The sequence below is a fragment of the Vreelandella sp. L-25 genome (assembly GCF_056857535.1).
On the sequence record NZ_JBSXNH010000084.1, the window covers coordinates 93,158 to 114,711 of the forward strand.

The 21,554-nt window shown below is 56.5% G+C and carries 15 protein-coding genes; 5 read left to right on the top strand and 10 right to left on the bottom strand.

What is annotated here, in order from left to right; all coding sequences use genetic code 11:
• Window positions 1–58: 58 nt before the first annotated feature.
• The 10 genes from AC13CN_RS14370 to AC13CN_RS14415 all read right to left on the bottom strand — a co-directional run bounded on the left by AC13CN_RS14370 (window position 59) and on the right by AC13CN_RS14415 (window position 15,101).
• Complete coding sequence (locus AC13CN_RS14370; protein WP_253556845.1) at window positions 59–5,278, bottom strand: DUF4011 domain-containing protein; 5,220 nt, start codon at window positions 5,276–5,278, stop codon at window positions 59–61.
• Window positions 5,279–5,906: 628 nt separating this feature from the next.
• Window positions 5,907–6,533, bottom strand: coding sequence for a glutathione S-transferase family protein (locus tag AC13CN_RS14375; RefSeq protein ID WP_253556844.1), 627 nt, complete (start codon window positions 6,531–6,533; stop codon window positions 5,907–5,909).
• A 126-nt stretch (window positions 6,534–6,659) separates the two neighbouring features.
• Window positions 6,660–7,556, bottom strand: coding sequence for a 3-hydroxyisobutyrate dehydrogenase (gene mmsB / locus AC13CN_RS14380; RefSeq protein WP_253556843.1), 897 nt, complete (start codon window positions 7,554–7,556; stop codon window positions 6,660–6,662).
• A gap of 42 nt (window positions 7,557–7,598) precedes the next feature.
• Window positions 7,599–8,714, bottom strand: a complete 1,116-nt coding sequence (locus AC13CN_RS14385) for an enoyl-CoA hydratase/isomerase family protein (RefSeq protein WP_044628345.1) — start codon at window positions 8,712–8,714, stop codon at window positions 7,599–7,601.
• Between the two features lie 46 nt (window positions 8,715–8,760).
• Window positions 8,761–9,915: an acyl-CoA dehydrogenase family protein gene (locus AC13CN_RS14390; RefSeq protein WP_228219148.1), complete on the bottom strand. Its 1,155-nt coding sequence runs from the start codon at window positions 9,913–9,915 to the stop codon at window positions 8,761–8,763.
• Window positions 9,916–10,158: 243 nt separating this feature from the next.
• Window positions 10,159–11,160, bottom strand: a complete 1,002-nt coding sequence (locus tag AC13CN_RS14395; protein WP_044628347.1) for a branched-chain amino acid ABC transporter permease — start codon at window positions 11,158–11,160, stop codon at window positions 10,159–10,161.
• 2 nt (window positions 11,161–11,162) lie between these two features.
• Complete coding sequence (locus AC13CN_RS14400) at window positions 11,163–12,050, bottom strand: branched-chain amino acid ABC transporter permease (protein ID WP_044628348.1); 888 nt, start codon at window positions 12,048–12,050, stop codon at window positions 11,163–11,165.
• 150 nt (window positions 12,051–12,200) lie between these two features.
• Window positions 12,201–13,424 (bottom strand): ABC transporter substrate-binding protein, encoded by a 1,224-nt coding sequence (locus AC13CN_RS14405; protein ID WP_044628349.1) that lies wholly within the window; start codon window positions 13,422–13,424, stop codon window positions 12,201–12,203.
• Window positions 13,425–13,569: 145 nt separating this feature from the next.
• Window positions 13,570–14,319 carry an ABC transporter ATP-binding protein gene (locus AC13CN_RS14410; RefSeq protein ID WP_253557101.1) on the bottom strand — a complete coding sequence of 250 codons (750 nt, stop codon included), beginning with the start codon at window positions 14,317–14,319 and terminating at the stop codon, window positions 13,570–13,572.
• Window positions 14,316–15,101: an ABC transporter ATP-binding protein gene (locus AC13CN_RS14415; RefSeq protein ID WP_253557102.1), complete on the bottom strand. Its 786-nt coding sequence runs from the start codon at window positions 15,099–15,101 to the stop codon at window positions 14,316–14,318. The genes AC13CN_RS14410 and AC13CN_RS14415 overlap by 4 nt, the downstream gene beginning before the upstream one ends.
• Window positions 15,102–15,412: 311 nt before the next feature.
• Here AC13CN_RS14415 and AC13CN_RS14420 point away from each other — a divergent pair, with 311 nt between their 5' ends.
• The 5 genes from AC13CN_RS14420 to AC13CN_RS14440 are packed head-to-tail and all read left to right on the top strand — an operon-like array spanning window position 15,413 to window position 21,551.
• On the top strand, window positions 15,413–15,817 hold the full coding sequence (locus tag AC13CN_RS14420; protein ID WP_054640827.1) for a MerR family transcriptional regulator: 405 nt from the start codon (window positions 15,413–15,415) through the stop codon (window positions 15,815–15,817).
• A 49-nt stretch (window positions 15,818–15,866) separates the two neighbouring features.
• The gene (locus AC13CN_RS14425; RefSeq protein WP_058578069.1) at window positions 15,867–17,036 is read left to right on the top strand and encodes an isovaleryl-CoA dehydrogenase; all 1,170 of its coding nucleotides are present in this window, start codon (window positions 15,867–15,869) and stop codon (window positions 17,034–17,036) included.
• A gap of 22 nt (window positions 17,037–17,058) precedes the next feature.
• Entirely contained in the window at window positions 17,059–18,666 is a 1,608-nt protein-coding gene (locus AC13CN_RS14430; protein ID WP_253557103.1) for a carboxyl transferase domain-containing protein, read from the top strand.
• 12 nt (window positions 18,667–18,678) lie between these two features.
• Entirely contained in the window at window positions 18,679–19,503 is an 825-nt protein-coding gene (locus AC13CN_RS14435; RefSeq protein WP_253557104.1) for an enoyl-CoA hydratase/isomerase family protein, read from the top strand.
• Window positions 19,500–21,551, top strand: a complete 2,052-nt coding sequence (locus AC13CN_RS14440) for an acetyl/propionyl/methylcrotonyl-CoA carboxylase subunit alpha (protein WP_253557105.1) — start codon at window positions 19,500–19,502, stop codon at window positions 21,549–21,551. Before AC13CN_RS14435 ends, AC13CN_RS14440 begins: the two co-directional genes overlap by 4 nt.
• Window positions 21,552–21,554 lie beyond the last annotated feature (3 nt).

A 21,554-nucleotide genomic window follows, 5' to 3' on the forward strand; every position in this document is an offset into this window, starting at 1 on the left:
ACCACTCAGCAGAGCGCCAACCCTGGAATCTCCAGGGTTGGCGCATACTCTGTCTTGGCTATTCGTCCGTAGTGCTCTTCTCCAACTGCTGGGTTAGCGCTGCATCTAATATGTCTAACGCTTTCGTACGATGGGTCCACCAGTCGGTTGACCATACTCTGAATAGCGTCCAGCCCAAGCCTTCCAACACACTCTGGCGTACTTTATCGCGCTCACGGGCATAAACGGAGCTGTGATACATGGCTCCATCACACTCAATACCGGCCAGATAAACACCGGGTTTATCCGGGTGCACAATCCCTATATCTATACGGTAAGCCGATACACCGATTTGTGGATGCACTATCCAGCCTTTTTCGCGCAGACCTCTCGCTACAGCGACTTCAAAGGGTGATTCAAAATCACCCATGGAACCATGCACGGCTGCGCCCAACGCTGAAGCACCGCGCTCGGCATACTCCAGGAAGTGTTTTAAGTCAGCAACCGCCCTAGCGGACGTTCTTGATAAATCAATGCGCTCCGGTGCTAGCGTGGAAAACACCACCATTTCAGAGCGAGCGCGGGTCATGGCGACATTCAATCGACGCTCGCCACCACTACGGTTCAATGGGCCAAAGTTCATCGTCACGTGCCCAGATTCGTCGGGCCCGTAGGTGATGCTAAACAAGATGACGTCTCGCTCATCGCCCTGCACGGTTTCTAGGTTTTTCACAAATACCGGTTCTAGCTCGTCATCAGAGAACGCCCATTCAATGCTGGGATCTTCCCCACGTGCTTTATCAAGCAGGTCTTCAATTAAGCTCTGCTGTTCAGTATTGAAGGTCACCACGCCAATTGACTGCCGACGTATGGCGGCATCTTCAGAGGTAAGACGTCGTATAATTTCCGCGACGATTGCCTTGGCTTCTCCTTGGTTATGCCGCGCCTTGCCACGCGCATAAAAACCTTCTGGACGCACCAGCGACACACCTTTATCAGGATGAACAGGTGCAGGAAAGGTGACGAGTGAGTTGTCGTAGTAACGACTATTGGAGAACGCAATCAGACTCTCTCGGCGAGAGCGGTAATGTAAATTGAGTACCCGCTGGGGAATGCTAGCGCCCATTAGTTCGTCAAGAATACTTTCAAGATCTCCCTCACCATCGACATCGCCATCAGGATCATCATCAGAGCGACCAAAGAAGTTGCTTGGGGGCATTTGCTTCGGGTCGCCTGCCACTATGACTTGTTTACCTCGGGCGAGAGAACCAACCGCATCCCACACCGTGATTTGTGAGGCTTCATCAAAAATCACCACATCGAACAATGCCTGACCGGGTGAAAGGAACTGCGCGATAGAAAGCGGAGACATCATCAAGCACGGAGCTAGCGTAGTAATCGCATCAGGAATGGTTTCCATCATTTCCCGAACGGGCTTATGACGCATTTTTTTCTGCAATTCGTGACGTAGCACACCCCAAGAAGAGCTTTTCTGAATCGCTTCCTGGTCAGGAATTTCACCAGACAAACGCGCGGCAATATATTTGGCTGTCAGAGCACTGAAACGAGTATCAAGCTCGCGGAAATTTTGTATTGCAGCCTGATGCTCAGGGGATGAGAAAGTTCGCAGTACGTCATCTTCGCCAATGACTGCCGACGACCACCATTCACAGTAGGCAGCTTCAAACACATCTTTTATTTGATCTGTATCAATGCTCCCCTGCTCAATGGCATCGACCAGCGGGCCAAGCTGATAATCCAAAGCCTCAGTACGCCGACGCATCCAAGCGCACCACTCTTTAAGTGAAATATGGTGTTCTACAATCTGCTGGCAGTGCGCGCTCACGGCGCTTAACGCTGGCTCTTCAGCAGGTAAATGTCTTTCCAGAGCTGCACCAATCAAGTCTTCGAACTGGCTTTTCAGTGCCGTAAACTCGTTAAAGGTTGCTTGGAAATCAATAATGACTCGACCTATTGGAGCCTCTGGCGCTAGCAAATCATTGGCGTCGTATAACAACGAGCGAATCTTAGCGCGCAGCGCCGCCAAGGACTCAGCATCATCGGCCAGTTTCCCCACCGCAACACGAGCCCGTGTCCCTAAGAGCTTTAACGCAGCCATAGCTTCTGGGTCAGAATTGTAAGCGTCCCATCCCTTAAGCCCTTTTAACACGGCATCTAAACGATCAATATTGCTGCCCGTTTCGCGTAACTGCGCTAAAACGGGAATATCGTTATCGGGATTTGGTGTGCCTTGCGCTCCTCCCTCACGCAATTGCTTCACTACACCACGCTTGGCAAACCAGCTTTTTGGCCACCACGTTTCATTGGCTGCCGCCCAAGCCGAGCCTAGCACCGTAGTATCTAATTGCTGCCAAGCCAAAGGCGCATAGCTGCAGCTTAGTTTAGCCTGGGTGGCGATATAGGTTTTAAGCTGAGTTACTGCCTCCTCTAGCGCGTCAAGGCGGTCAGGAGCGTCAGGCTCAAGAGCAAACGAAGCTGATTGACGATAGGCATCCAACAGCACTTGGCAGCACTCCGCCACGGCAGAGAGCTTGGCAAAATTGAGAGTGCCTAAGCGAATACCCAAAGCTTTCTCAACGGCTGACAGCTCATGCGACATTTGATCGGCACTTTTCTTTAGCTGCCGAGCAACACTAACGACCTCCTCCTGCCACTGAGGGCGCCAATCGTGTTGTTGAATGACGCTTAGAGGGTGGTCCACCACGTTGCCCACTGCCTTCGCCTGTACGCTTAATAGTGACGCTATTTCGCGAAGTTGCTCCAACTGTTGTTCATCGTGAATCTCGGCTTTCGCCCAGCTAAGCTTCACCTTGGAAGCCAAGTCGGCATCGCGAATTTTAACGCCCATCGCATAATGTGCCGTCAAACCGTTACGGTGGCGTCGATGCAAGGCATTCACGACGTGATTCAAGCGATCACGCAGTGTTTTAAGTCGTTCACTCTCTGCCTTCCAATCGCTCACTGACGATGCAGAAGCGTTAGTCCAGGAAGTCCGCAACTGATCCAACACATCCGCTTTTTTCGCTTTATTGGAATGCAGCTCCAGGCAAAACTGGCCAAGGCCAATTTCACGTAAGCGGCGATGTACCACGTCAAGCGCTGCTGTCTTCTCAGATACGAAAAGTACTTTTTTGCCTTTGCCTAGCATATGGGCAATAAGGTTGCCGATCGTTTGGCTCTTACCCGTACCGGGCGGGCCGATGATGACAAAATCTTTCCCTCTATCTGCTGTGGCAATGGCCGACATCTGGGAAGAATCAGCAGGCAGTGGGGTTAACAAATCCGCAGGTGTGTACTCACGATCAATATCTTTAGCTTCTACAAAACGAATATCGCTGTCATAGGGCTCGCGAGGAGTATCCAGAAGATGCTTCACCACTGGACTCTCCTTTAGCGCTTCGGAGCGATCCATCAGGTCTTTCCACATCAAATACTTAGCGAAAGAAAAGTGCCCAAGCACTACATCTTCCACTACCTCAAAACCAGGCACCGCCTTAATGGCATGGCGCACCCGGTTCCAAATACCGCTCACATCGACACCACTCTCGTCTTCAGGCAGAGCGCCAGTAAGGCCTTTGATATCGATAGCAAAGTCTGTCTTCAATAACTCTAGCAACGTTGTGTTGAATCGCGGTTCATCATCGCTTGCGACCATCTTCACACCACTGCGCACCGACTTTCGTTCTAGCGAAACAGGCAGCAAAATCAGCGGAGCACGATAACGGCGGCTACCTTTATCGTTCGGTTTCCACAATAAAAAACCCACCGCTAAAAACAGAGTATTAGAGCCACCCTCCTTCAATGAGGTTTGGGCCTTACGGTAAATGTCTACCGAGCGTTTCTCCAGTTCCTCTTGGGTCAGCTCGACCAATACTTGCTTCTTCGTCAGCGCGTCGCGGGAGTAAACGTCTTTAAGATCCTCACCTGTTCGCTGCTGATGAATATCTTGGTCTTGCTCTTGAGTCTGTAATCTAGGAAAAGGAGCGATTGAAATGCGCGCACCTGTCGCCAATAAATCTTCAAGCTCGCTGGGATCACCGCATACCAATTGCAGACTACTTTTGCTGGGCTTTTGGTTTAGCAATGGATTTCTAGCCGATAGATCTAGCAACTTACGCTGCCAGCGCTCTAAACGCCCACTTGGCGAATCCTCAAATACCTCTTGCTCTATATGAACAGTATTTGCCGGTAGGTCTGGGGCTTCTTCTAATGCCGGTTCAAAAATATCGGCTGTGTCGCTGGTCTCGCTGCTGGCTTCAGACTGGGACTTTAAGCTAATAGGGTTGATACGGTGCGCCCGCGCCCGGCGAATATCGACCGCTGCAATAAACTCATGGTCTTTGTCCAGCGAGACTTGCTTGTTACCCGCCTCAACCGCTTTAGAAAAAGGCGGCAAAGGATGTTGAGTCGTATAAGTAGTCTCAATGAGAATAAGCTCTTGCAAGGGGATACGTTGACGTAACGTTTCCGCTTCATCAATCACTACACTGGCAAGATCTTCTTTTTCGAGCCAAAGACCCACCAGCGCGTGACCTTCAGTAAGAATGACCAGTGGATTCAGCTGAGCCTGCTCTAGTGCAGCCGCAAATAACAAGGTGGTATCTAAGCAGGTGGCTACCTTGGCACTTTCAACATGGTGAGGAAGGCGAACTTTCTGGCCATTTTTCTCAAAGCTGGCTGGCGGTAGTGCATACCCTAGTTGCAGTTTGACAATTGCAGTGTAAATGGCCGAAGCCATTAGCCATACCTGCTCACGGCTATTAGCATCATAACCGTTGATTTGATCGGGCTTGCCTGCCTTGCGCAAAATTTGGCTCGCTTGCCCCAACAGTTTGTCTACCGCTGGGTCGTTGGGTGTACAGAAGGCTGCCAATAGCTCAGGCATATAGGAAGCCCCGCCCCACTCATTGCAGGCTAACAGCTCCACCGGCATCTTCTGCTCAGCCAAAACATCGCCACTCTGTCGGACTGTTAGCGTTACCGTCCCACGCATCGATTCTGTGAGGCCGAGAAGAAAACCGCCATCTAGCTCAAGATCTCGGTCTTTTAACGCCAATAGCCCACCCGCTGCCAAGCGATCAACTCTCCAGGTTTTCTGTTTAACAAAGGCAGGAGAGGCATCTAACGTAACGGTTAGGTCAGAGAGGTCTTGCTCTTCATTTGTGTTTTCAATCCGCAAATCACGCAGAACTGCAAAGGCGCTTTGGTGACAGGCAAAGTTAATCTTTTCTACCAGTGTCGCGTGCAGCTTGAGGGCCGATAGATCATTTTGAGACATGAGCTGTCCTTAACAAAATTTCTAATAAATCGTTCACAAGATGCGCGTTTCGGCCTAGCCCACCATGCCCAACTCCTACCAGCATATGTAATGGCCAAGCTGATTAGAATTACCAAACATCTTACGAATCATAATGTAAGCAGATGGTATTATCTTGGCCCTCCACTGCCCAGCACCCACGTTTAAACTCTTGTAGGAAAAGCGAACAAAAATTAAATTAATCAATATTTTTCAAACATTTATAGCGAATTAAATTTCACCTTTATTTTTATTATCCTGACCATCTCTACCAGCGCCTCTTAATCAGCTTCACACCTTGTTGGGGACAAGATGGGGGAAGGTCACGGGCAGCATGGCTTGGAGTGTGAAGTATTAGATCGAAAGTTGGCGTTGTTGGAGGCAGAATTTTAGTGGGCTTGGGTGGCTTGATCGTCGCGCGCTAAAGCGCCCTCTCACGGGTAATAAATTTGAGAGTTGTAATAGCAGTCTACGGGTTAATTGAGCATGTCGATAACAGCCCAGGGCAGCGTTGCTGCCCCTCGCGGTTGCCTCACGTTGCTCGTTATCACGCACTACAAGATGTGTTTAGCTCGTGGGCGTGGTTGCTCGTTGGGTTAGCAATAGCCTTTTAAGTGACGGGAATCATCACTACTTTGCGGTAGGCGGGGCGTTCGGCGAGCTGCTCTACCCAGCGCTGTAGAAGCGGGCGGGGCTGCCAAGTAAGGCCGCTGTTTAAGAGATTGTAGGTGAACGGGGCGATGGCGATATCGGCAAGGCCGAATTCATCACCAGAGAACCAGGACTGCTGGCTTAACGCGGCGTCTAGCTGGGCAAAGAGTTTTTCGCAGGTGGCGATGGCGGGGTCTAGCAGTGTGCTATCGCGCTGTTCCGGTGGGGTGCGTACATAGCCCATCAAAATGGTGCGGTGGGCGGGGGTTAGCAGGCTGGTGGACCAGTCCATCCACTTTTCCATTTGCGCCCGTTTGGCAGGGCTTTCAATCCATAAATGGTTGGGGCCGTACTGCGCCGCTAGGTAGCGGATGATGGTGTTGGACTCCCACAGCACGCTTTGGGTGGCGTCATCTTTAAGCAGCGGCACCAAGCCGTTGGGGTTCATGGCGAGGTATTCTGGCGTGTCGTTTACGCCGTGTTGCAGGCCTGCCATGACCTGCTCGAACGGTAGTTCCAGTTCTTCCAGTACCCAGAGCACTTTTTTGACGTTAGTTGAGTTGTTGCGGCCCCAAAGCGTAATCATGGCAATCCTTGTTGTTGGTTAGTTTTGTGGCGCGACCAGGGCGGCGTTGCCGCCCTTCGCGGGTGCCTCGCGCTGCTCGTTACCACGCGCTACGCCACCCCCTCACGATTTACCACTTACCACTCACTACTCACTCTTATCCTGATACAACTTGAGCAGGCTGGAGAAGTCGAGCTTGCCGTTGCCGCCTGCTTTGTGCAGGGTGAACAGCGAGCGGGCGGCGGAGCCCATGGGCACGGGGGATGCGCTTTGCTGGCTAACATCCATCGCAAGGCCTAGGTCTTTAATCATCAGATCTACCTGGAAGCCGCCCTGGTAGCCTTTCGAGGCGGGGGCGTTTTCCATCACCCCTGGGTAGGGGTTGTAGACGTTCAGCGCCCAGTTGCCGCCGGAGCTTTGCTTCATGATTTCCGAAAGCACGGCGGGGTCTAGGCCGTTTTTGACGCCCATGTTGATCGCTTCGCAGGTGCCCGCCATCAGAATCGAGAGCAGCATGTTATTGCACACTTTGGCGACCTGCCCCGCGCCGTGGTCGCCTGCGTGGAAGATGTTTTTACCCATGGCTTGCAGCACTGGCTGCGCCTGGGCGAACTGAGCCTCCGAGCCGCCGACGATAAAGGTCAGCGCGCCCGCCTGGGCACCGCCCACCCCACCGGAAACCGGTGCATCTACAAAGCCAATGCCCTTTTCAACGCCAGCAGCGGCTACTTGACGGGCGGTATCGGCATCAATGGTCGAGCAATCAATCACCAGCGTGCTGGGTTTAATTACTTCAAACAGCGGCGCGTCACCATCCACGTAAAGCCCGCGCACGTGCTTGCCTGCGGGCAGCATGGAAATAATGAAATCGGCGTCGGTAGCGGCCTCTGTGGCGGTGGCGGCAACGTCGCAGCCTTGGGATTTCGCGGTTTCCAGCGCTTGGGCGGAAAGGTCGAAAGCGCGCACGATAAAACCTGCTTTCGCCAGGTTGGCAGCCATCGGGCCGCCCATATTGCCTAAACCAATAAACGCAACGGTAGTCATCTTTTTGTCCTTATTAGCGTGTTGTAGAGAGTGCGGTGTGCGTTATTTAAGATCTGCCAGCGGGCTGGTGTCCCATGCGGGTGCCAGCAGCTCGTCTATAAAGGAAGGCTCGACCGAGGCCACGTCTGGGTAGGTCCAGCTTGGCTGGCCGTCTTTATCCACCAGCAGCGCGCGCACGCCTTCGGGGAACTCCCGGTGGCGGCAGCACTGCACAGAGAGCGAAAGCTCAAACTGAAACACTTCCGCCAGCGACATATGCTTGGCGCGGGCAAGCTGCTCGTGAATCAATTTGACCGAAACGGGGCTGCCGTGGGCTAAGGTTTTTTGCGCTTTGCTGAACCACTTGTCGTCGGTCTCGACTGCCAACACAGCCTCGACCATCTGCTCGACGGTGTCGTGGTCCATCAGCTCACGAATTAAAGATGACGACTTATAAACTGGCGCTTCCATCTCCGCGAACACTTCTTGGGAGGCCTGTTCCAGCTCGCGCAGCACGCGATTGACCACACCGTGGGCGTCGGTGTGTTCGCCTTCGCCCCAGCTGGCTGCTAGCAGCTTTTCGGCCAGCTCGTCGCGGTAGTGGCTGGCAATGGCGCGGTCGGCAAGGCCCAGGTGAACCGCGTCCGGGGCATTAATTTGCCCGCCGGTCATGGCCAGAAACCGCCCAGCGCCGCCCGGTAGGCGGTTAAGGAACCAGCTGGCGCCTACATCCGGGTACAACCCAATGGTGACTTCTGGCATAGCCAACCGGGAGGTTTCCGTGACGATGCGGTGGCTACTGCCGCTTAACAGGCCCATGCCGCCGCCCATCACGATGCCGTTGCCCCAGCAGATCACCGGCTTGGGGAAAGTATGCAGTTGGTAATCCAGGCGGTACTCATTCTCGAAGAAGCGCTCGGGGAAATCGGCTGCGCCGTCGCCTTGAATGGCTTTGTAGAGGTTGACCACATCGCCACCGGCGCAGAAGGATTTTTCGCCTGCGCTATCCAGCAGCACGGCTACGACCCGCTCGTCGCTTTGCCACTGGTTTAGGCGCGGCAGGATCTCTTCGATCATCTCCAGCGTGAGCGCGTTGAGCGAGCGCTCGGCGTTCAAGGTAATCTCGCCAATCACGTGGCCATCTTGGGTAGTGTGCTCTTCAAATAGTACGCAACTCATGGTTTGTCCTTATATGCTCGGGGCTTGGTGATATGTGCCCTGGCGGCTATAGCTCAGCGGCACCGTCGGCCAGTACGCGGCGGGAAATAATCAGCCGCATAATCTCGTTAGTGCCTTCCAGAATACGGTGTACGCGGGTGTCGCGCACGTAGCGCTCCATCGGGTACTCCTTAATGTAGCCATTGCCGCCGTAGAGCTGCAGCGCTTCGTCGCACACCTTGAAGCCCACATCGGTAGCGAACCGTTTGGCCATGGCGCAGTAGGTGGTGGCATCCGGGTGGCCTGCATCCAGCTTGGTGGCGGCCATGCGCACCAGTTGGCGGGCGGCCACCAGCTCGGTCACCATATCGGCTAGGCGAAACTGCAGCGCTTGGAACTCGGCCAGGCGCTTACCGAACTGTTTGCGCTCTAGCATGTACTCACGGGCTTTATTGAGCGCCTGCTGAGCGGTGCCGATCGAACACGTCGCAATATTGATGCGCCCGCCGTCCAGGCCCTTCATGGCGATTTTGAAACCGTCGCCCTCGTTGCCCAGCAGGTGGTTAGCGGGTACGCGCACGTCTTCAAAGGTAATCATGCGGGTGGGCTGGCTGTTCCAACCCATTTTTTCCTCTTTGCGGCCGTAACTGATGCCCTCGCTCTTGGCATCCACCGCGAAGGCGGAAACGCCGCTGGGGCCTTCGCCGCCGGTGCGCGCCATCACCACCAGGAAATCGGTGCTACCCGCGCCGGAAATAAACATCTTGCTGCCGTTCAGCACGTAGTGCTCACCATCGCGCTTGGCGGTGGTTTTCAGCGAGGCCGCATCGGAGCCTGCGTTGGGTTCGGTTAAGCAGTAAGAGCCTAACAGCTCGCCGGTCGCCAGCTTTTCGCCCCACTGCTCAACGGCTTCTGGGGTGCCGAAATCAGCCAGCATCCAGGTCACCATGTTGTGGATGGTCAGGTACGCGGTGGTGGAGGTGCAGCCCATCGAGAGCTGTTCAAAAATAATGCTGGCATCTAACCGAGAAAGCCCTAAACCGCCGACGCTTTCCGGGGCGTAGAGCGAGCAAAAGCCCAACTCCCCTGCTTTACGAATCACATCGACGGGGAAAAAAGATTCTGCGTCCCATTCGGCGGCATGGGGCTCCAGCTCGTTCTTGGCGAACGCCCGGGCCATATCAGAAAAAGCGACTTGGTCTTCACTTAGCTCAAAATTCATAGCGTATCTCCACAGTGCGTGGATGCACCGCGCCTAGGCAGGCGGCAGGCAAGTCACGCATTAGCTGTTGTCATTATTAGCAATGTTGACGTTTACGTTAACTTATATTCTTACCCTACCTTGCGCAACCAAATCCCCCACGACCTTTGGCGTAGAAATGGGCTTACGGCCTTATTTCACAAGCAGAAAAAAGGGTGCCCGAAGGCACCCAATCCACGGACAGACGCGGTTAACGGGAATCCATCACTTAAAGTTTTTACGGTACATTTTGGCCAGCTCGCCGATGATGCCGCTACGGAAGCTCAGCACGCACACCACAAAGATGATGCCCAGAATCACGCTCACCCAGTTCCCCAACGGCGACTGCGCCAGCAGATGCTGCAGGCTAACCACTAGCCCCGCCCCCATCAGCGGGCCAAGCAGCGTGCCTACACCGCCCAGCAGTGTCATCAAAATCACCTCACCCGACATATGCCAGTGGGCATCGGTGAGCGAGGCCAGCTGGAACACCACGGTTTTAGTGGAACCTGCCAAACCTGCTAGCGCCGCAGAGAGAACGAAAGCCAACAGCTTGTAGGCATCGACGTTGTAGCCCAGCGACACAGCGCGGGGCTCGTTCTCGCGAATGGCTTTCAGCACTTGCCCAAAGGGTGAATGAACCGTGCGCTGAATCACCGCGAAGCCAAACACGAACACGGCGAAGACGAAGTAGTACATCGCCAAGTTGCTGCTCAAATCGATCACGCCAAACAGGTGCCCTCTCGGCACACCGTGCAGGCCATCCTCCCCACCGGTGAACGACGACTGCACGAACACGAAGAACATCAGCTGTGCCAGCGCCAGTGTGACCATGGCGAAGTAAATGCCCTGGCGGCGAATAGAGAGCACGCCAAACAATACGCCTAGCAGCGTTGCCATTAACGTACCCGCAAGAATGCCTAGCTCTGGCGTTAAGCCTGGGTAGCTGGCCAGCAAGTAGCCGGTCACATAGCCGCCGGTGGCTAGGAAGGCCGCATGGCCAAATGAGAGCAGCCCGGCGTAGCCCAACAGTAGGTTGAAAGCGCAGGCAAACAGCGCAAAACAGAGAATCTTCATCAAGAAGACGGGGTACGCCACAAAGGGAGCAACTAACCCCATCGCCAGCAGCACAAGGTAGAACATATTGCGGCGTAGCTTGGCGCGCCGTTGACGCTCCTGCACCACGGAGGGCAACTGGGTTGCCGAGGTGGTATGCGTTGTTGTCATGGTTATGCCTCCTTACCGAACAGCCCAGCGGGGCGTAGCATGAGTACCAGGATCATCACTAGAAAGATCACGGTATTAGAGGCTTCCGGGTAGTACACCTTGGTTAACCCTTCAATAATGCCCATGCCTAAGCCGGTTAAAATGGCGCCTAAAATGGAGCCCATACCGCCGATAACGACCACCGCAAACACCACAATCAATAGGCTTGAGCCCATAGTGGGCGATACCGGGTACAGCGGTGCCGCCAGCACGCCTGCAAAGGCGGCAAGCCCAACCCCAAACCCGTAGGTTAGGGTAATCAGCAGCGGTACGTTCACACCGAACGCCTGCATCAGTTGGGAGTTTTCTGTACCGGCGCGCAGGTAGGCACCCAAGCGGGTACGCTCAATCATGAACCAGGTGAATAGACACATGGCCAGCGCCGCTACCAGCACCCAAGCACGGTAGGTGGGCAGGAACATAAAGCCCAGGTTCAGCCCGCCCTGTAGAATGGCAGGCGTTTCGTAACGCGCCCCAGAAACGCCGAACAAGTTAATCAAAGTGCCTTCGAAAATCAGCGCCAACCCGAAGGTCAGCAGTAGCCCGTAAAGGTGGTCCAGGTGGGCAATGCGACGCAGCAGAAAGCGCTCCATCAGCATGCCGCAACCACCCACTACCAGCGGGACCAAAATCAGTGCTAGCCAATAGTTAATGCCCAGGTAGCGAAAGCCTAGCAGCGCGGCGAAGGCTCCCAGCATGTACTGCGCCCCATGGGCAAAGTTGACGATCTTCAGTAGGCCGAAGATGACCGCCAGGCCCAAACTAAGCAGTGCGTAAAAGGCACCGTTCACAAGCCCAAGCGTTAGCTGGCCCATGAACACGGCCATTGGCACGCCGAATATCATCGTCATGGTATGACTCTCCTCGCCGCTAAGCGGGCAGCCCTATAGGGCTGCCCCAGCGCGTTGCTTATTGTTAGAAACGCCTTTCATCACGCCTTTACGGCTTGCTTGGCCCCAGGCCAAGGCAGCAGATGCCTGGGCCTGGAGCGCGTCAGCAGATCAGTTCTGTACCAGCGAGCACTGGCTTTCAGACAGCGGACGGTAGGCTTCTGCGGCGGGAATGGTGCTAAGGATCTCGTAGAGGTCCCACTCACCGGTAGACTCTTCCGGCGTTTTTACCTGGGCTAGGTACATGTCGTAAATCATACGGCCATCTTCACGAATGCTGCCGTTACGGGCGAAGAAGTCGTTGATCGGCTCTTCGGCCATTTTCGCGCGCACGGTTTCGGGGTCATCGGTGCCAGCGGCTTCCACGGCTTTCAGGTAGTGCATAGTGCTGGAGTAGATACCGGCTTGCACCATGGTGGGCATACGGCCTGTTTCTTCAAAGTAACGCTCGGACCAAGCGCGGGACTCTTCATCCATGTCCCAGTACCAGCCGGTGGTCAGCAGCAGCCCTTGGGTGGCTTCTAGCCCCAGCGCGTGTACGTCGTTGAGAAAGATCAGCAGACCTGCTAATTGCTGGCCGCTTTGGGTCAGACCAAACTGGCTGGCAGTGGTAATGGCGTTGACCGTGTCGGCACCGGCATTGGCGAGGCCGACAATTTTCGCTCCAGAACCCTGCGCCTGAAGAATGTAGGAGGAGAAGTCACTGGTGGGGAACGGGTGACGCACGCCGCCGACAATTTCACCGCCATTGGCTTCTACCACACTGGTCACGTCGGCTTCCAGTGCATGGCCGAAGGCGTAATCCGCAGTGAGTAGGAACCAGCTATCGCCGCCCTGCTCAACGACGGCCTTCGCGGTGCCGTTGGCCAGCGGATAGGTGTCATATACCCAGTGAATATGGTTCGGAGTACAGTGTTCGTTGGTAATACTAGACGCCGCCGAGCCCGAGACGATGCCCAGGCCGTTGTTCTCTTGCAACACTTTGGTCACGGCGATAGACACAGACGACGCCACTAAGCCGCCAACCATATCGACGTTACGCTGGTCGATCCACTCGCGCACGGTGTTGGCACCCACGTCAGCACTGTTGCGGTCATCGGCGCTGAAAATCACAATGGGCGAGCCGTTCACGCTGCCGCCAAAATCGGCCACCGCCATTTCCATCGCAGTTTGGCCACCTGGGCCAGCCAAATCACGGTAGGTGCCGGACATATCGGCTAAGTAGCCAATACGCACTTCACCATCGCTGATCTCGGCGTGGGCGGTCGAGATCGCCATGCTGGAGGCAGCGGCAACGGCGATGCTGGCGGCCAGCGTTTTCTTCATATAGGTCATGTTCGTCTCCTGGCCCTCAGGGCCTTTGTTTTTATGATGCGGACGTTCAGTTATAGCGTTTGTGTGTGGAGCGCTTGTGTATGGAACGTAAGTGTTGCGTTTGTTGTTCTTTAAGGCCGTGCTTACAGTTTAGATGGTGTGCGATTTATACCCCCAGCATGCTGTTTAAATGTTCCCGCCGGGAAGGCAACTGCTCAGCGGTGATCTCCTCAACAATTTGGCCGTGATCCATCACAAAGTGGCGATCGGCCAGCGGGGCAGCAAAGCGGAAGTTCTGCTCAACCAGCACGATGGTCATGCCGCGCTCTTTTAGCTGCACCAATACCTCGCCCAGCTTTTGCACGATGACCGGCGCCAAGCCTTCGGTGATTTCATCCAGCAGCAGCAAGCGCGCACCGGTACGCAGAATGCGCGCCATGGCCAGCATCTGCTGTTCGCCGCCGGAGAGCCGCGTGCCCTGGCTTTTGCGACGCTCGTAGAGGTTCGGGAACATGCCGTAGATTTCATCCAAGCTCATTCCGCCTGAACGCACAGTGGGTGGCAGCAGCAGGTTTTCGTGAACATCTAAGCTCGCAAAAATACCGCGCTCTTCCGGGCAGTAGCCAATGCCTAACCGGGGAATATGGTGCGGCTTCATGCGCAGGGTTTCATTGCCATTAATGACAATCGAACCGGTGCGCCGCCCCACCATATTCATAATCGCTTTTAGCGTGGTGCTGCGGCCTGCGCCGTTGCGGCCCAGCAGAGTCACCAGCTCGCCACGTTTCACGTCGAAATTCACCCCATGCAGAATGTGCGATTCGCCATAGAAGGCATGCAGGTCTTGCACTCGCAGCATCTCTAGGGTCTGGCTTTCTGGGGCTCCTTGGCTCTCGAATGCTTCTGCGGTATTCATACGACAGCCTCCTCAGCCGCTTCGCTGCCCATATAAGCTTCACGCACTAAGGGGTTGCGGGAAACCGTGTCGTAATCCCCTTCTGCCAGCACCGCGCCCCGCGCCAATACGGTAATACGGTCACACAAGCGGCTGACCACGCTCAGGTTGTGCTCCACCATCAACACCGTGCGGCCTTGGGAAACCCGTTTGATCAGCGCCACGATGCGGTCAACGTCTTCCGCGCCCATGCCCTGGGTCGGCTCGTCTAGCAGCATCATGCTGGGGTCCAGCGCCAGCGTGGTGGCCACTTCTAAGGCGCGCTTGCGGCCATAGGGCATTTCCACAGTGAGCGTATCGGCGTATTCGCGCAGACCCACTTCATCGAGCAGCGCTAGAGCGCGGTCGTTGAGGTGGTCCAGCGTTTTTTCCGATTTCCAGAAGTGGAACGACGTGCCCAGCTGGCGCTGAAGCGCTACGCGCACGTTTTCCAGTGCAGTCATGTGGGCAAACACCGCTGAAATCTGAAACGAACGCACTAAGCCAAGCTGGGCGATCTCGTTGGATTTTTTGCTGGTGATGGGTTGGCCGCGATAGAGAATCTCGCCCCGCGTAGGGGGCAAAAACTTGGTTAACAGGTTAAAGACCGTCGTTTTCCCTGCACCGTTTGGGCCAATCAGGGCATGAATATGCCCCTCCTGCACCTGGAGGTTTACGTTATCCACGGCGGTAAAGCCGCAAAACTCTTTGGTCAGCCCTCGAGTTTCGAGCACTGGCCCCTTGGTCACTTCGTCTGCACGCATGAGGTAGGACGCCTCTTGTTGTTCTTGTACGGTGGGAAGCGAAACTCGTTAGCCAGCAACGCATCCTTACCTGAACGTAAGGTGTAAGTGCAAACTAGCAACCCCACACAGGGTATTACAATTACAACTTTGGTCTACGCACCACTCTGATGCACCAAATTAAAGCTTAAAAGCCTTTATTTATCAGTTATTTTTTAAAATTCAACGGTAACTCACTCATTGCAATCTCATCTTTACGTTAACGTAAACTTGTTTTAGCCTCATGGTCAGTGTTCCATAGGGACATCCCCCTATCGACGAGAATAACGATCATGAGCAAAACCTACTCGATCAGCGAACTGGCCAGCGAGTTTGATGTGACCACGCGTAGCATCCGCTTTTATGAAGATCAGGAGCTACTGCATCCCACCCGCCGGGGCCAGACACGTATTTACAGCAGTAAAGATCGCGTACGGCTAAAGCTGACACTGCGCGGCAAACGCCTGGGGTTTTCGCTGGCGGAAATCCGCGAGCTGTTTGAGCTGTGGGATGAGACCCGCAGCGGCAGCGAAAAGCAGCTACACCTGATGCTGAGCAAAATCAGCGAGCGTAAAGCCGCGCTGGAACAGCAGATGAAAGACATCACGATGGTGCAGTTGGAGCTTGAAAGCGCTGAGATTCGCTGCCGCCAAGCCCTCGAAGAGCTTAACGAGAAACATCCGGCCACCGCGAAATAAACAACCTCAACGAATAACGACCCGATTAACAACGACAAGGTGATTGACCATGTTTTCCCACTATTCAGAACTAAATTTCGGTCTTGACGATGAACTGAACATGCTGCGTGAGCAGGTCAACGCCTTTGCCGCCAGTGAGATTGCCCCACGCGCCGCCGAGATCGACCACAACAATGAGTTTCCCAACGACCTGTGGAAGAAATTCGGCGATATGGGCCTGCTGGGCATTACCGTACCGGAAGAAGATGGCGGCAGCGGTATGGGCTACTTGGCCCACTGTATCGCCATGGAGGAGATCTCCCGGGCCAGTGCTTCCGTCGGGCTCTCCTACGGCGCGCACTCCAACCTGTGCGTTAACCAGCTGAAGATCAACGCCTCCGCCGAGCAAAAAGCCAAATACCTGCCCAAACTGATCAGCGGTGAGCACGTGGGCGCGCTGGCCATGTCGGAGCCGGGTGCCGGTTCTGATGTAGTGTCGATGCAGCTGCGCGCCAAAGAGGATGGCGACCATTACATTCTCAACGGCAACAAGATGTGGATCACCAACGGCCCCGATGCCGATGTGCTGGTGGTGTACGCCAAAACCGACCCGGATGCCGGTTCCAAAGGCATCACCGCGTTTATTATCGAAAAAGGCATGCCGGGCTTTTCCACCGCCCAGAAGCTCGACAAGCTGGGCATGCGTGGCTCCAACACCTGCGAGCTGGTCTTCCAGGATTGCCGCGTACCCGCCGAGAACGTGCTGGGCGAAGTAGGCAAAGGCGTTCGCGTATTGATGAGCGGCCTGGATTACGAGCGCACCGTTCTGGCCGCTGGCCCCATTGGCATCATGCAAGCCGCCATGGACATCGTCATTCCTTACATCCATGAGCGTAAGCAGTTCAATCAATCCATCGGTGAGTTCCAACTGGTGCAGGGCAAGGTGGCGGATATGTACACCACCCTAAACGCCTGCCGCGCTTATTTATACGCCGTCGCGGCCGCCTGCGACCGTGGCCAAACTTCTCGTAAAGATGCCGCTGGTGTCATCCTCTACTGCGCTGAAAAAGCCACCCAGGTCGCGCTGGATGCCATCCAGCTACTGGGCGGCAACGGTTATATCAACGAGTACCCCACCGGCCGCTTGCTGCGCGACGCGAAGCTTTACGAAATTGGCGCGGGCACCAGCGAGATTCGCCGGATGCTGATTGGCCGCGAACTTTTCACCGAAAGCCTTTAACAAAAATTAGCAGGGGCGCGCCATGAGCACACTCTCCACACAGATCAACCCGCGCAGCGATGTGTTTCAGGCCAACGAGGCCGCCATGCAGAAGGAAGTCAGCAAGCTGCGCGAACTCACCGCCGCCGCTGCCCAAGGCGGCGGTGAGAAAGCCCGCGCCCGCCATGAGAGCCGTGGCAAGCTATTCGTGCGCGACCGCATCGACCACCTGATCGACGAAGGCTCGCCGTTTCTGGAGTTTTCCGCGCTGGCGGCGCATCACGTTTACGACAGTGAGGTACCTGCCGCAGGCGTGATCACCGGGATTGGTCGGGTATCTGGCGTTGAGTGCGTGATTGTGGCCAACGATGCCACGGTAAAAGGCGGCACCTATTTCCCACTTACGGTGAAAAAGCACCTGCGTGCCCAGGAAATTGCCCGCAAGCACCGCCTGCCGTGCATCTACTTGGTGGATTCTGGCGGTGCCTTCCTGCCCCGCCAGGACGAAGTCTTCCCCGACCGCGACCACTTCGGGCGTATTTTCTACAACCAGGCCACGATGTCCGCTGAAGGCATTCCACAGATCGCCGTGGTGATGGGCTCCTGTACCGCAGGGGGTGCATATGTGCCTGCCATGGCGGATGAGTCCATCATTGTTAAAGAGCAAGGCACGATCTTCCTGGGTGGCCCACCGCTGGTAAAAGCCGCCACGGGGGAGAGCATCAGCGCCGAGGACTTGGGCGGTGCGGACGTTCACGCCAAAGTGAGCGGTGTAGCCGACCACTACGCTGAAAATGACGCCCATGCGCTGCAGCTTGCCCGCGCCTGCGTATCGCGTCTGAACTGGCAAAAGCGCGGCCAGCTGGCCATGCAGCCGCCTAGGCCGCCCAAGCTCGACCCTTCAGAGCTTTACGGCATCGTCGGCACCGACCTGAAAAAGCCCTACGACGTACGCGAAGTGATCGGCCGCATCGTCGATGGCTCCGACTTTGACGAGTTCAAACGCTACTACGGCGACACGCTGGTGACCGGTTTTGCCCATATTCACGGCTACCCGGTGGGGATCGTGGCGAATAACGGCGTGCTGTTTTCAGAGAGCGCGGTAAAAGGTGCGCACTTTATTGAGCTGTGCGCCCAGCGAAAAATCCCACTGGTGTTCCTGCAGAACATCACCGGCTTTATGGTTGGCTCCAAGTACGAGCATGAAGGCATTGCCAAGCACGGCGCCAAACTCGTCACCGCCGTGGCCTGCGCCAACGTGCCGAAATACACCGTGCTGATTGGCGGCAGCTTCGGCGCGGGTAACTACGGTATGTGTGGTCGTGCTTACGACCCCAACCTGCTGTTTATGTGGCCCAACGCGCGTATTTCGGTGATGGGCGGCGAACAGGCGGCAGGCGTACTTTCCCAGGTAAAACGCGAGCAGTACGAGCGCGAAGGCCGAGAATGGAGCAAAGAGGACGAAGAAGCGTTCAAAAAGCCCACCCGCGACCAGTACGAGCATCAGGGCCACCCCTACTACGCCAGCGCCCGCCTGTGGGATGACGGCGTGATCGACCCGCTGCAAACCCGCGATGTGCTGGGGCTGTCACTGGCCGCCGCGATGAATGCCGAAGTCAAAGAGACGCGCTTCGGCGTGTTCCGGATGTAAGGGGCGAACATCATGGCTTACTCAACATTAGTCATCGAGGCGGGTATCGCTCGCCTAACCTTAAACCGCCCAGAGGTGCATAACGCCTTTGACGATAGCCTGATTGCCGAGCTAAACGCGCACCTGGAAAAGCTGCACGACTTGGCAAGCTCAGGGGGCGTACGGGTGGTGGTGCTCGGCTCTGAAGGCAAAAGCTTCTCGGCGGGCGCGGACCTGAACTGGATGAAGCGCATGGTCGATTACGACCTGGAAGATAATCTGGCTGATTCCCGTAAACTTGCGGCGCTGATGCACGGCCTGGATACCCTGCCCTGCCCGACCGTTTGCCGCGTTCAGGGCGCCGCGTTCGGTGGCGCGGTCGGGCTTGCCGCCTGCTGCGACATCGTCATCGCTTCCGAGAAGGCTCGGTTTTGCCTGTCGGAGGTCAATATTGGCCTGTCACCGGCCGTGATCAGCCCTTACGTGCAGCGCGCCCTTGGTCAACGGCAGATGCGCCGCTACGCGCTGAGCGCCGAAATCATGGATGCCCCTACCGCGCTGCAGCTGGGGCTCGCCCACCAGATAGTCGCACACGATGCGCTGGATCACGCCATCGATACCATGATCGGCACCCTGGCCAAGGGCTCTCCTCAGGCGCAGCGGGCAACCAAAGCCCTGCTGGCCAGCGTGGCCCAGGCCCCGGACTCGGATGCCACCCGCGAGCACACCTGCCAGGTTATCGCCCAGCTGCGGGTCAGTGAAGAAGGCCAGGAGGGCCTGGCCAGCTTTTTCGACAAGCGCCGCCCCGCCTGGACATCCCCCGAAGAACACCAACACGCCGCGGAGCCACGCTCATGACGCCTACCCCGACCCCCTTCGATACCCTACTGGTAGCCAACCGGGGTGAAATTGCCTGCCGCGTGATGCGCACCGCCCGCCGTCTGGGGCTGAAAACCGTGGCGGTCTACTCGGATGCCGATGCCACCGCCCGCCATGTGCGGGAAGCCGACGAGGCCGTGCGTCTTGGCCCGGCGGCCGCCCGGGAAAGCTACCTGAACATCGAGGCAGTGATCGACGCCGCCCAACGCACCGGCACCGGCGCCATTCACCCCGGTTACGGCTTTCTGTCCGAAAACGGCACCTTCGTCAAAGCGCTGGAACAGGCCGGTATTACCTTCGTTGGCCCGCCCGCTTCCGCCATTGCCGCCATGGGCGACAAATCGGCGGCCAAGGCACGCATGGCCAACGCGGGTGTGCCGCTGGTGCCCGGCTACCACGGCGACGACCAAGACGATGCCCTGCTGCGTTCCGAAGCCGATAAGATCGGCTACCCCGTCATGCTGAAAGCCAGCGCCGGTGGCGGTGGTAAAGGCATGCGCGTGGTGGAGAGCGGCGACGGTTTCAAAGCCGCGCTGGACGGCTGCCGCCGGGAGTCTAAAGCCGCGTTTGGCGATGACCGCATGCTGATCGAGAAGTATCTGGTACAGCCCCGCCATGTGGAAGTACAGGTGTTCTGCGACCGCTACGGCAACGGCGTGTACCTGTTCGAGCGGGACTGCAGCGTGCAGCGCCGCCATCAGAAAGTCATCGAAGAAGCCCCTGCCCCCGGCATGACGCCTGAACTGCGCGCCGCCATGGGTGATGCCGCCGTTCGCGCCGCCCAGGAGATTGGCTACGTGGGTGCGGGCACGGTGGAGTTTCTGCTGGACTCTTCACCAGGTCAGGACGGCGCTTTCTATTTCATGGAGATGAACACCCGCCTGCAGGTCGAGCATCCCGTTACCGAGATGATTACCGGCCAAGACCTGGTGGAGTGGCAACTAAGAGTCGCTATGGGCGAGCCGCTGCCCTGCCGCCAGGACGAGCTGACCATTACCGGCCACAGTTTCGAAGCACGCATTTACGCCGAAGACCCGGAGCAGGACTTCTTGCCCGCCACTGGCCTGCTCACCCGCTTCGCGCTGGACTTGGAAGGCGCAGGGCTAGGCGCTGATCAAGTGCGATTGGATAGCGGCGTGGAGAGCGGCGATACGGTGTCGATGCACTACGACCCGATGCTCGCCAAGCTGATTGTGCATGGCGTTGACCGCGACGCTGCGCTAGCCACCCTCAACCGGGCGCTGGCAGCGCTGGATGTGCAGGGCGTGGTCACCAACCGCGCCTTCTTGCAGCGCTTAGCCAATCACCCTGGCTTTAAGAACGTCGAGCTGGATACCCGCTTTATCGAGCGCAACGAAGCGACCCTGTTTGCTCCGCGTCAGTTTTCTACAGAAGACTATGCCAGCGCCGCGCTGATTGGTTTGCATCAATTAGCCCAGGAGTGCGAAAGCGACTCCCCTTGGGGCCGCCACGATGGTTTCCGACTGAACGCGCCGCACACCATTCGCATTGCGCTGTGTGACCCGGCAAGCGCTCAAGCCGCGGATAATGACAGCGCAGTGGTCGTGGTAGAGGGCAAGCGCGCCACCTTGGATACCCAGTGGCAGGTCACCATTGGCAACAGCACACTGACTGCCAGTCTACAGCCGCTGGAAGGCGATGCCGTGGCCGTCACGCTCAACGGTCACCGCCGCCGCTTACAGGCGTATAAAGCTGGTCATGTAGTGGTGATGGCCGAACCCAGCGGTGAAATCCGCCTGTTCTGGCGGCGCATCGACGCCATCGACCACGGCCACCACGAAGCGGAATCCACCCTCACCGCGCCCATGCACGGCACGGTGGTCGCGCTGCTGGTGGAACCCGGTGTATCGGTGGAGAAAGGCATGCCGCTGATGGTGATGGAAGCCATGAAGATGGAGCACACCATGACCGCCCCCGCCGATGGCAGCGTAGAGACCTTCCACTTCCAGGCAGGCGATACGGTAAGCCAGGGCGCTGTGCTGCTCGACTTTGCCCCCAGCGAATAGGAG

Excerpts from the sequence above, each read along its gene's own strand:
- AC13CN_RS14370 (WP_253556845.1), bottom strand. The coding sequence starts at position 5,278 with ATGTCTCAAAATGATCTATCGGCCCTCAAGCTGCACGCGACACTGGTA.
- AC13CN_RS14375 (WP_253556844.1), bottom strand. The coding sequence starts at position 6,533 with ATGATTACGCTTTGGGGCCGCAACAACTCAACTAACGTCAAAAAAGTG.
- mmsB (WP_253556843.1), bottom strand. The coding sequence starts at position 7,556 with ATGACTACCGTTGCGTTTATTGGTTTAGGCAATATGGGCGGCCCGATG.
- AC13CN_RS14385 (WP_044628345.1), bottom strand. The coding sequence starts at position 8,714 with ATGAGTTGCGTACTATTTGAAGAGCACACTACCCAAGATGGCCACGTG.
- AC13CN_RS14390 (WP_228219148.1), bottom strand. The coding sequence starts at position 9,915 with ATGAATTTTGAGCTAAGTGAAGACCAAGTCGCTTTTTCTGATATGGCC.
- AC13CN_RS14395 (WP_044628347.1), bottom strand. The coding sequence starts at position 11,160 with ATGACAACAACGCATACCACCTCGGCAACCCAGTTGCCCTCCGTGGTG.
- AC13CN_RS14400 (WP_044628348.1), bottom strand. The coding sequence starts at position 12,050 with ATGACGATGATATTCGGCGTGCCAATGGCCGTGTTCATGGGCCAGCTA.
- AC13CN_RS14405 (WP_044628349.1), bottom strand. The coding sequence starts at position 13,424 with ATGACCTATATGAAGAAAACGCTGGCCGCCAGCATCGCCGTTGCCGCT.
- AC13CN_RS14410 (WP_253557101.1), bottom strand. The coding sequence starts at position 14,319 with ATGAATACCGCAGAAGCATTCGAGAGCCAAGGAGCCCCAGAAAGCCAG.
- AC13CN_RS14415 (WP_253557102.1), bottom strand. The coding sequence starts at position 15,101 with ATGCGTGCAGACGAAGTGACCAAGGGGCCAGTGCTCGAAACTCGAGGG.
- AC13CN_RS14420 (WP_054640827.1), top strand. The coding sequence starts at position 15,413 with ATGAGCAAAACCTACTCGATCAGCGAACTGGCCAGCGAGTTTGATGTG.
- AC13CN_RS14425 (WP_058578069.1), top strand. The coding sequence starts at position 15,867 with ATGTTTTCCCACTATTCAGAACTAAATTTCGGTCTTGACGATGAACTG.
- AC13CN_RS14430 (WP_253557103.1), top strand. The coding sequence starts at position 17,059 with ATGAGCACACTCTCCACACAGATCAACCCGCGCAGCGATGTGTTTCAG.
- AC13CN_RS14435 (WP_253557104.1), top strand. The coding sequence starts at position 18,679 with ATGGCTTACTCAACATTAGTCATCGAGGCGGGTATCGCTCGCCTAACC.
- AC13CN_RS14440 (WP_253557105.1), top strand. The coding sequence starts at position 19,500 with ATGACGCCTACCCCGACCCCCTTCGATACCCTACTGGTAGCCAACCGG.